Consider the following 9,489-nt stretch of genomic DNA (forward strand, 5'->3'; position numbering starts at 1 on the left):
GCGGCCTGCTGCGCCTGGCCAAACAGCTGTGGCCTGAGCACGAGTGGTCGCCACTCGGCACGACACCGCACCTGTCCACAGTTTTCGGTGCGGTCGGCGCGGCCGCTGCGGTGGCGCCGCAACAGATCGCGAACGTTGTCGTCTACACCACGCTCACCGGCGCGGCGACCGCCGCCCAGCGCCTGCTGGCACTGGATCCCGCCGCGATCGCCGCATGCACGATCCGCCTCGCCGACCTGTGCGACCGCGTCGCCGCGGAGGCCGTGACCGGCCTCGCCGCGGTGTCCGATCCACTGCAAGACGTGCTCGCCGAGCGTCACCTGCGCCGCGACATGCCCCTGTTCGCCAGCTGAAGCCCCTCGAGCGAAGGAGACCGCGCCATGCCCCCGCACCTCATCGACGGCGAGCCGCACGACCACGGTCACGATCGGCCCAAGCGGACCCGGATCCCCGGCGAGGCGTTGCGCATCGGCATCGGCGGCCCGGTCGGCTCCGGCAAAACCGCTCTGGTGGCCGCACTGTGCAGGCAACTGCGCGACGAGCTGTCGCTGGCCGTGCTGACCAACGACATCTACACGACAGAGGACGCCGACTTCCTGCGCAGGCACGCGGTACTGCCCGACGAGCGGATCACCGCCGTGCAGACCGGCGGCTGCCCGCACACCGCCATCCGCGACGACATCACCGCCAACCTCGACGCCATCGACGATCTGGTCGCCGCCAACCCGCCGCTGGATCTGATCCTCGTCGAATCCGGCGGCGACAATCTCACCGCGACCTTCTCCTCCGGACTGATCGACGTGCAGATCTTCGTCGTGGACGTGGCGGGCGGCGACAAGGTACCGCGCAAAGGCGGCCCCGGCGTGACCTTCTCGGACCTGCTGGTGGTCAACAAGACCGACCTCGCCCCGCTGGTCGGCGCGGATCTGGGCGTGATGGAGCGCGACGCCGCGCGGGTACGTGCCGGCCGCCCGACCGTGCTGGTCTCGCTCACCGAAGACCCGGCGGCCACCCTGGTGCTGGACTGGGTGCGCGAGCAGCTACACGCGGTCGCCGAGCAGGACCGAGCGGGGACCGGCGAATCCGCTGTCGCGCACTGAGTCCCGCTGTTGCGCACCGAGGTACGGATAGTCGCCACCGCCGCGGCACTCCCGGAGATCCACGCAGGCGGTGGACTGTCCGCTCGCCGCACCGGCCCGCGGACGGTTCATCTGATCGGCACCGCAGCCACGCCGCTCGGCGGTGACGAACTCGACATCGTCATCGTGGTCGCGCCGGGCGCCGAACTGGTGGTGCGCTCGGCCGCGGCGACCCTGGCGCTGCCCGGAGCGACGACGCCGCTGTCGTCCGCGCGGTGGCACCTCGAAGTCGGCAGCGGGGGAGCGCTGGATTTCGATCCCGAGCCGATGATCGTCGCTGGCGCTGCCCGGCACCACACTGTCACCACGATCCAACTGGCCTCCGATGCTCGGCTGCGCATGCGCGAACGTGTCCAGATCGGCCGCGCGGGCGAGGACGCGGGCAAGTGGCGCGGAGACCTGATCGCCGACGTCGACGCCACGCCATTGCTGCGCCACCGTCTCGAACTCGGCGCGGGAACCTCGGCCGACGACGCGCTGTCCGCTCCGCGCGCGCTGGAGAGCGAACTCGTCTACCCCGACGGACGTCCAGCGGCCACAACAGGCTTGGCACAGACCCGGCTGCCACTCGCGGCAGGTGGCAGCCTGTTCACCCGCACCGGATCGCTGCTCGTCGTCTCCGACCGAGACCGCGCCGGGCGTGATGTGCACGAAAGCGTGGCGAACACCCAGCGAAACGCGCGGCGCTGAAACTGCCCATCGGCGTCTGCCCCGGCATCGCGTTTCGATTGGCGGAGGCCGTTATTCAACTGGGATCGCTCGGGTTCCGTTGCGCGATAGGTCGCAGCCCGTTCGGGAGTCGTAACGAACCCACGTACACGTCCTGTGGAATTCGCCTGGTGCGGGTGTAATCCGGCCCAGGACGGGAGAAAGAAAGGGTGGGAGCCCGCCAGCGTCGTCGGGTTCCCACCCTTCCTGCTCGTCCATCCCATGCGCCGATCCGGTCAACCGTTGGCCCCATCCGGGGCCGGACCGACCTCAGGGGTGTCGGCGTGCTCCGGGGAAGTGTCGGCGGACTCCGGAGGTGTGCTGAGGGCCTGCGGTGGCGCGCTCAAGGCGTGCACCGCACCGAGCGCCGCACCCACGCCCGCGCCGATGGCCGCGAGGGGAGCGGCCATGAGGGCCGCGCCGTAAGCGGCACCCATCGGACCCGCGGCGAGACCGATCGGCGCGAACGGCAGGCCGATGGCACCGCCGATCACACCGCCCATGGCGGCCCCGACCAGGGCGAACGGGCTTGCCACCGCCGCGCCCGCCGCCGCGCCGATCGCTGCGGCACCCACGGTCTGGCCCGCGATGCGGTCGGACCGGGTGCGCTCCATGCCCACCGAATCGAGGAATGTCGCCATACTGGCCTCGGCTTGCGCGGCGCCGTCATTCAGCTGGATCGCCTGCTCCCGGTAGAGCCACTCCGGTGCGTCGACTTGCACGTCTCCGAAGCGCAACTTGCCCGATGGCGGCGCGATCGGCGGTACCGGCGCGACCGGAACGGGCAGGTGCAGTCCCTCCAACGGGGCCAGGTACTTCTTCTCCGGCATCGGCCGCGCCCATTGCAGCGAGCTCAGTGTGTCTTCCGGAATATGCAGGCCCTGGTACGGACGCACGTTCGGCGCTTCGGCCGCCGGCCACTCTGCTTCGCCGGTCTGGTTCGCCTCGCCGGTCTGCTCCGCTAGGTCGGCCGCCGGGACGGACCGATCAGGCTCGGCGTTCGCGGTTCCGGTTCCCACCAGTGCGACGACCAGGGGGATCGCACCCGCTACGACGATCGAGCCCAGCTTCTGTCGACGCGGGTCGGCTGCCCTGTGCTTGCCTGTGCCCATAGATCACCTTTCATCCGGAAGGAGACTTCGACGCCCCACATTCGGATTCGCTGGCGACCTGGATTGGTCGGGCCGGCTATAACACCACGAATTGAAATAACTGTGTGTTTGCTACTCAGCCCGCTTTGACGTTGGTGCCAGCCTTGTCGACCGCGGCCCTGCTGTTGGTGGCGGCGCCGAGCGCGGCAGCCAATTGTTCGGCGTCTTCGTCGTCGCCGGTACTGATGGCCTCCAGGGCTAGTCGCGCGAACACCCACTGCTCGGTGGCCGCCATCTGTCCGCGGGTGCGGCCGAGGAAGGTGACGAACCACTGGATCACGGTGATGATCCGGCTGCGGTACCCGACCAGGTAGTACAGGTGCAACGCCAGCCAGGCCAGCCACGCGATGAATCCGCCGAACTCCAGCTTGCCCACCTGGCACACGGCGCTGAACCGCGAGATGGTGGCCATGCTGCCCTTGTTGAAGTACTTGAACGGCTTCCGCTCCTGCGACGTCTGGCCGTTGAGGCCCGCCTTGATCTGCTTGGCCGCGTAGGTCGCGCCCTGGATGGCGCCCTGCGCCTGACCGGGCACGTTCGGCACCGACATCAGATCGCCGACCACGAACACGTTCGGGTGGCCCTTGACGGTCAGGTCCGGCTCCACCACGACCCGGCCCGCGCGATCGACCTCGGTGCCGTCGGACTGCTCGGCGATCATCTTGCCAAGCGGGCTGGCCTGCACTCCCGCCGACCAGACCTTGCATGCCGACTCGATGCGACGGATGGTGCCGTCGGAGTCCTTCACCGTGACGCCGAGCGCGTCGACATCGATCACCATCGCGTTGAGCTGGATCTCCACGCCCATATTCGTCAACCGTCGTTCGGCCTTGCCGCCGAGCTTGGGTCCCATCGGTCCGAGCACCGCGCCCGCGCCCTCGATCAGCACCACGCGCGCGTCGCGCGGGTCGATGTTGTGGAAGGTGCCCTCCAGGGTGCGGTCGGAGAGTTCGGCGATCTGACCGGCCAGCTCGACACCGGTCGGGCCTGCGCCGACGATGACGAACGTCAGCAGCCGGTCGCGCTCCTCCTGGGTGGTGGCCAGCTCGGCCTGCTCGAACGCTCCGAGGATCCGCCCGCGCAATTCCAGCGCGTCATCGATGGTCTTCATGCCGGGCGCGAAGGTGGCGAATCGGTCGTTGCCGAAGTAGGACTGCTGCGCGCCGGTGGCGACGATCAGGCTGTCGAACGGGGTGACCGTGTCCTTGTCGAGCAGACGCGAGGTCACCGTCCGGGTATCCAGGTCGATGTCGGTGACCTCGCCGAGCAGCACCTGCGCGTTCTTCTGCTTGCGCAGCACGAGACGGGTGGCAGGCGCGATCTCGCCGACCGAGAGGATGCCGGTGGCGACCTGATAGAGCAGCGGCTGGAACAGGTGGGTCGAGGTCTTCGAGATGAGGGTGACATCGACGTCGGCGCGCTTGAGGTGCTTGGTACCGAACAGGCCGCCGAAGCCCGAGCCGATCACCACCACCCGGTGACGACCGTTCCCGACAGTCTGACTGCTCATCGTGCTGCTCCTCGATGGACCTCGGGGCCGTCCCCGGCGATGGTTCCTGACACGCCCAACCGTAGCCGCCGCGCCGTGCACCGTCACGGCGAGATCCCCGTTCCTGGCGTGTTGCGGTGCGATGTCTCACTGTCGGCGAATCGCCACGGGGAGGATCGCCGTGCCGGAACCGGCCGAGCGGACGCGGCGGAAAGCCTACGATGGACACTGTCGTTCAGGGAGGTTCGCCATGGTCGCCGGTGACCGCGTGATCGGCCGAAAACCCAGCGTGCAGGCCGAATCGGAGAACGCCGCGCTGATCGAGGTCCCGCACGATCATCTCATCGACCGTGCGCTGGGCTTGCTGCCGGAACGGCGCCAGGTGCTGGCCACTCCGCCGCGCGGCAGCGACACCGTCGCCGTGCGCGGCGATGCCGGCCTGCCCTATCTGGGCCGGGCGTTGCATTACATGCGCTGGGGTCCGGCCGAGATGATGGAGCGCTACCGCCGCTACGGGCCGGTCTCGCTGAACACTTCGCTCGGCGTGGACCGGGTGCTGGTCGCGGGGCCGGACGCGCTCGACGAGGTGCTCGGTCACCGGCGCCGCGATTTCGGCCAGGGCTGGGACTATTTCATCGGCCCGTTCTTCCGGCGCGGACTGCTGCTGCTGGAGTTCGACGAGCACAAATTCCATCGCCGGATCATGCAGCAGGCCTTCACCAGGGACCGGCTGGAGGCGCACCTGGCGGCGCTGACCCCGGTGGTGCGCGCGAGCATCGCGCGGTGGGTTCCACAGGGGCGCAATGCCGAACAGACCGTGCGGCTGTATCCGACGATCAAAGAGCTCACCCTCGACATCGCCGCAGAGACGTTCATGGCCGTCGACGTGGGCCCGCGCCGCCAGGAGCTCATCGACGCGTTCGTCGACTGCACCCACGCCGGGCTGGCCATCATCCGGCACTCGGTGCCCGGCGGCAATTGGCGGGCCGGGCTGCGCGGCAGGCGGGTGCTCGAGGAGTACTTCACCGCCATGCTTCCGCGGAAGCGCCGCACCGAATCGCCGGACTTCTTCTCTGGCCTGTGTCATGCGCGCAGCGAGGACGGCGGCGTCTTCGGTGACGCGGACGTGGTCAACCACATGATCTTCCTGATCATGGCCGCGCACGACACCACAACGACGACCGCCACCGCGGTCGCCTATTACCTGGGCAAACACCCGGACTGGCAGCAGCGGGTGCGCGCCGAGGTGCTCGGCATGGACGAACGGCTCGGCGACGCGCCGCCGACCATCGCGGATCTGGAGGGACTGCGGGATCTGGACCTGGTCGTCAAGGAAAGCCTGAGGTTGATGCCGCCGGTTCCGGGATTGTCACGCCGCGCCGTGCGCGACACCGAGATCGCCGGGCACTACATTCCGGCCGGCGCCCCGGTCGACCTCGCCTACCAGGTCGATCACCTGCTGCCGGAGCTGTGGACCCAGCCCGAGCGATTCGACCCCGAGCGGTTCGGCGAGCAGCGGCGCGAGGACAAGTCGCACCGCCTGGCCTGGATGCCGTTCGGCGCGGGCGCGCACAAATGCATCGGGATGCACTTCGGCACGTTCGAGGTCAAGACGGTGACCGCCGCCTTGGTGCGCCGATACGAGTGGCGGATCCCGGAGAAATACCGCATGCCCTGGGGATTCACCACGATTCCCTTCCCCAGGGACGGCGCGCCCATGACGCTGCGCAGGCGTTCGGCCACCTGAGTGGTTCGTACCCTCCCGACCCGTGGGCTGCGAACACGCAGCGCCGCAGGCGCTGCAAATCAGACCCGGTCACCGCCCGGCGAACAGCATCTCCGCGACTTTGGTGTCGGTGTCGGCGCCCTCGGTGTAGCCGCCCGCGTCACCCAGCGACGTCATGATGGCAAGGGTGTAGCGCTCGCCCGGTCCCGCGAAGCCGACCGAGTTGACCACCCAGCCGCCCTCCTCGGCGGACCAGCCGTTCTTCAGGCCAGGACGCATCTTCGCGCCCGCGCCCCACACGCCCCAGTGCTGGTTGGAGTCGACCGCGCGCATCCGGTCCACCAGGTAGTTGCGGTCGTCCGGGTGCATGCGGTTGAGGATGTGGTCCATCAGCCGGTCGAGGTCGGCGGCGGTGCACTTCTGGAACGACCAGTCCGGGAACAACGCGGTATTGGTGGGCTGCGGCACCAACGAGGTCATGCCGTTGGCGCGGAAGGCGTTGTTGTACGCCATCCGGTCGATGCCCGCGTACTTGATCCACAGCATGTCGGCGGCGCCGTCGTTCGAGGTGGCCAGCATCGATTCCAGCAGGCCACGGTCCTCGGGAGGCAGCGCGATCGCGCCGACCCGCGCCCGATTCAGCAGATCGGCGGCGATCGCGAGCTTGATCGTGGAGGCGGTCCAGACCGCGTTCTCCGCGTTGGCATTGGCGTAGAACCCGCCGGACACCCGGTCGCGCACGACGTAGCCGGTGACGCCGGGGCGATTCTTCAGGTAGGCGTCGACGGCGGCGATGCGGCTGCTCATATCGCAGTCGAAACCGGCCAGGCATCCCTGCGTATGCGCGAGCGGCGCCGCACCCGCGGTCGGGAGCATGGCGGGCAGGCTCGGAGCGAGGATCGCCGTGGCGGCGAGGACACAGGCGGAGGCGGCCACGCGGGGAACGGTTCGGGTGGCGGGCGACGGATAACGCACGAGGGATCACGATCGCACATCGCGGGTCCGGACGCACGTCTTGAGCTCGGGTCCGGGTTGTGCTATTCGCACGTTTCCGCGCTTGCGTCGCACCGGGTTTCGACCGTCTTCGCAGGCCAGAGCCGTTCAGCGGAAGGCGGCGCGCAGATCGTCGACCGTCCGTCCGTTGAGCCGGTAGCAGTGCTCGAACGCCTCGGTGTGCCGGTCCCGGGGCCAGGAGTGGAGGACGACGGTACGACCGTAGTGGCGCGAGTTGACGAGCTCCCAGCGGTCACCGACCCGGCGGACTGTGAATCCGCCTCTCGGAACCAGCGGAATCACCATCGCATCCATGAACGCGAACCAGCCTTTCGGTGCAGCTCTCGTCCCTCCCCGGTGCAGCACTGTCGCACATCGGCCGCGCGCAGCCCGCGTGACACGACGGAGTAATCCGTTCTCGTGTGGTCTATTTCACTCGCGTACGGATGGGGCGGTGCGGTTGCGCTTCGGTCGCCGGGCGTATAAACGTGCACGAAGTCCGAGGCCAGCGCAGCCCGGCACCCATCGACCGAGAGGGCGCAGATGCCGCTGCACATCCACCGTGCCGAGCGCGCCGACGTCCTTGCCCAGGCGCTCGCCGGGGTGCTGTCGTCGCCGCAGGACGACCCGTTCGCGGCCGAAGTGGTCGCGGTGCCCGCCAAAGGCGTGGAGCGCTGGCTGACGCAGACGCTCTCGGCGGTGCTCGGAGCGGACGGCTCGGCCGACGGTGTCTGCGCGAACATCGCCTTTCCGTCACCTGCCGCGCTGGTCGCCGAAGTACTGGCCGTGGCGAGCGGGGTGGCGCCCGAGGACGACCCGTGGGCACACGAGCGGGCCGTGTGGACGCTGCTCGGGGTGATTGATGCGTCGTTGCCCGAGCCGTGGTGCGCCGTGCTGGCCAGACATCTGGGTGAGCCGGCTGGTGCGGGTCGGGAGCACCGTCTCGGGCGGCGTTACGCGACCGCGGCGGAAGTGGCCGCGCTGTTCGACAGCTACGGCGCCCAGCGTCCGGCGCTGATCACCGAGTGGGAGGCGGGCCGGGACACCGACGGCGCCGGCGGCGCGGTGCCCGACGACCTGCTCTGGCAACCCATGCTCTGGCGCAGGCTGCGCGCCGAGATCGGAGTGCCCAGTCCGGCCGAGCGACTCGAGGCCGCCTGTGCGCGCTTACGCGCGCAACCGGATCTGGTCCCGCTTCCCCCACGGGTGTCGCTGTTCGGGGTGACCCGGCTCCCCAGCGATCAGCTCGCAGTGCTCTCGGCCCTGGCCGCCGCCCGCGACATCCACTTATGGCTCGCGCATCCGAGCCCGGTCCTCTGGTCGCGCTTGGGGCGGATGCCCGCGGCGCGTACCCGTGCCGAGGATCGCAGCGCCGGGGCCGTGTCGCATCCGCTGTTGGCCGGCCTGGCCCGCGACGTCCGGGAGCTCCAGCAGCGGCTGGCCGAGCTCGCGGCCACGGGCTCCGACATTCACCGTCCGCTCGCGGTGGCTGGAACCGATAGCCTTGCGCCGGAAGGGGATTCGTCCACGACGTTGCTGCGTGCGTTGCAGGCGGGCATCCGCGACGACCGATGGCCGCCGGTGCCGGGAGCGGTTGGCGCGGATGGCACCGTGCAGGTGCACGCGTGTCACGGTCCCGCACGGCAGGTCGAGGTGCTGCGGGAATGCCTGCTCGGGTTGTTCGCGGCCGACGAGACGCTCGAGGCGCGCGACGTGCTGGTCATGTGCCCCGAGGTGGAGACATACGCCCCCCTGGTGCGCGCGGCGTTCGGGCAGCGGGCGCCGGGATCGCCGGAGCCGCAGGCCGATTCGGTGCATCCGGCGCATCGGCTGCGGGTGCGCCTTGCCGATCGGGGACGCGGGGTGACCAATCCGCTGCTCGCGGTGATCGGGGTCCTGCTGGAACTGGCCGACGGCAGGGTGACCGTGACCCAGGTGCTCGACCTCGCGGCGGCCGAAACAGTCCGGCGCCGTTGCGGTTTCGACGACGAAGACATCGAACGGCTGCGCGAGTGGGCGGCCGAATCCGGCGCGCGCTGGGGGATCGGGCAGCGCCAGCGCCAGGCGTTCGGGCTCGCCGACTTCGCGCAGAACACGCTCAACAGCGCGGTGGACCGGATTCTGCTCGGCGTCACCGCGGGCGAAACCTCCGAGGATTGGCTGGATCTCGCGCTGCCACTGGACGACGTCGACAGCAACGACGTCGACCTGGCCGGACGCTTCGCCGAGTTCATCGATCGGCTCGCGGTGTGCCTGCGCGACCTGCGCGGCCCGCGGCCCGCG

The 9,489-nt window shown here is 69.6% G+C and carries 9 protein-coding genes; 5 read left to right on the forward strand and 4 right to left on the reverse strand.

Going from position 1 to position 9,489, the window contains the following annotated elements; genetic code table 11:
* From NA4_RS35605 to NA4_RS35615, 3 genes are all read left to right on the forward strand, one after another.
* Nucleotides 1-353: urease accessory UreF family protein (locus NA4_RS35605; RefSeq protein ID WP_281180102.1), on the forward strand; the 353-nt coding region annotated here is incomplete at its 5' end.
* Between the two features lie 27 nt (nt 354-380).
* The gene (ureG, locus tag NA4_RS35610; RefSeq protein ID WP_067480040.1) at nt 381-1,100 is read left to right on the forward strand and encodes an urease accessory protein UreG; all 720 of its coding nucleotides are present in this window, start codon (nt 381-383) and stop codon (nt 1,098-1,100) included.
* A gap of 9 nt (nt 1,101-1,109) precedes the next feature.
* Nucleotides 1,110-1,829 (forward strand): urease accessory protein UreD, encoded by a 720-nt coding sequence (locus tag NA4_RS35615; RefSeq protein WP_067480042.1) that lies wholly within the window; start codon nt 1,110-1,112, stop codon nt 1,827-1,829.
* A 254-nt stretch (nt 1,830-2,083) separates the two neighbouring features.
* Here NA4_RS35615 and NA4_RS35620 read toward each other — a convergent pair whose 3' ends face one another.
* The gene (locus NA4_RS35620; RefSeq protein ID WP_067480044.1) at nt 2,084-2,959 is read right to left on the reverse strand and encodes a hypothetical protein; all 876 of its coding nucleotides are present in this window, start codon (nt 2,957-2,959) and stop codon (nt 2,084-2,086) included.
* A 115-nt stretch (nt 2,960-3,074) separates the two neighbouring features.
* Nucleotides 3,075-4,508 carry an NAD(P)/FAD-dependent oxidoreductase gene (locus NA4_RS35625; protein ID WP_067480046.1) on the reverse strand — a complete coding sequence of 478 codons (1,434 nt, stop codon included), beginning with the start codon at nt 4,506-4,508 and terminating at the stop codon, nt 3,075-3,077.
* 229 nt (nt 4,509-4,737) lie between these two features.
* On the opposite strand from NA4_RS35625, the gene NA4_RS35630 reads away from it, so the two are divergent.
* The gene (locus NA4_RS35630; protein WP_067480048.1) at nt 4,738-6,234 is read left to right on the forward strand and encodes a cytochrome P450; all 1,497 of its coding nucleotides are present in this window, start codon (nt 4,738-4,740) and stop codon (nt 6,232-6,234) included.
* A 69-nt stretch (nt 6,235-6,303) separates the two neighbouring features.
* On the opposite strand, the gene NA4_RS35635 is transcribed toward NA4_RS35630, so the two are convergent.
* Both NA4_RS35635 and NA4_RS35640 read right to left on the reverse strand, forming a co-directional pair.
* A complete protein-coding gene (locus NA4_RS35635; RefSeq protein WP_067480050.1) occupies nt 6,304-7,149 on the reverse strand; it encodes a serine hydrolase in 846 nt (281 codons plus the stop codon).
* 165 nt (nt 7,150-7,314) lie between these two features.
* The gene (locus tag NA4_RS35640) at nt 7,315-7,521 is read right to left on the reverse strand and encodes a hypothetical protein (protein ID WP_067480051.1); all 207 of its coding nucleotides are present in this window, start codon (nt 7,519-7,521) and stop codon (nt 7,315-7,317) included.
* 228 nt (nt 7,522-7,749) lie between these two features.
* On the opposite strand from NA4_RS35640, the gene NA4_RS35645 reads away from it, so the two are divergent.
* On the forward strand, nt 7,750-9,489 hold a 1,740-nt coding region (locus NA4_RS35645; RefSeq protein ID WP_169811192.1), incomplete at its 3' end, for an exodeoxyribonuclease V subunit gamma.

Source organism: Nocardia amamiensis NBRC 102102, assembly GCF_001612745.1.
Lineage (GTDB): Bacteria > Actinomycetota > Actinomycetes > Mycobacteriales > Mycobacteriaceae > Nocardia > Nocardia amamiensis.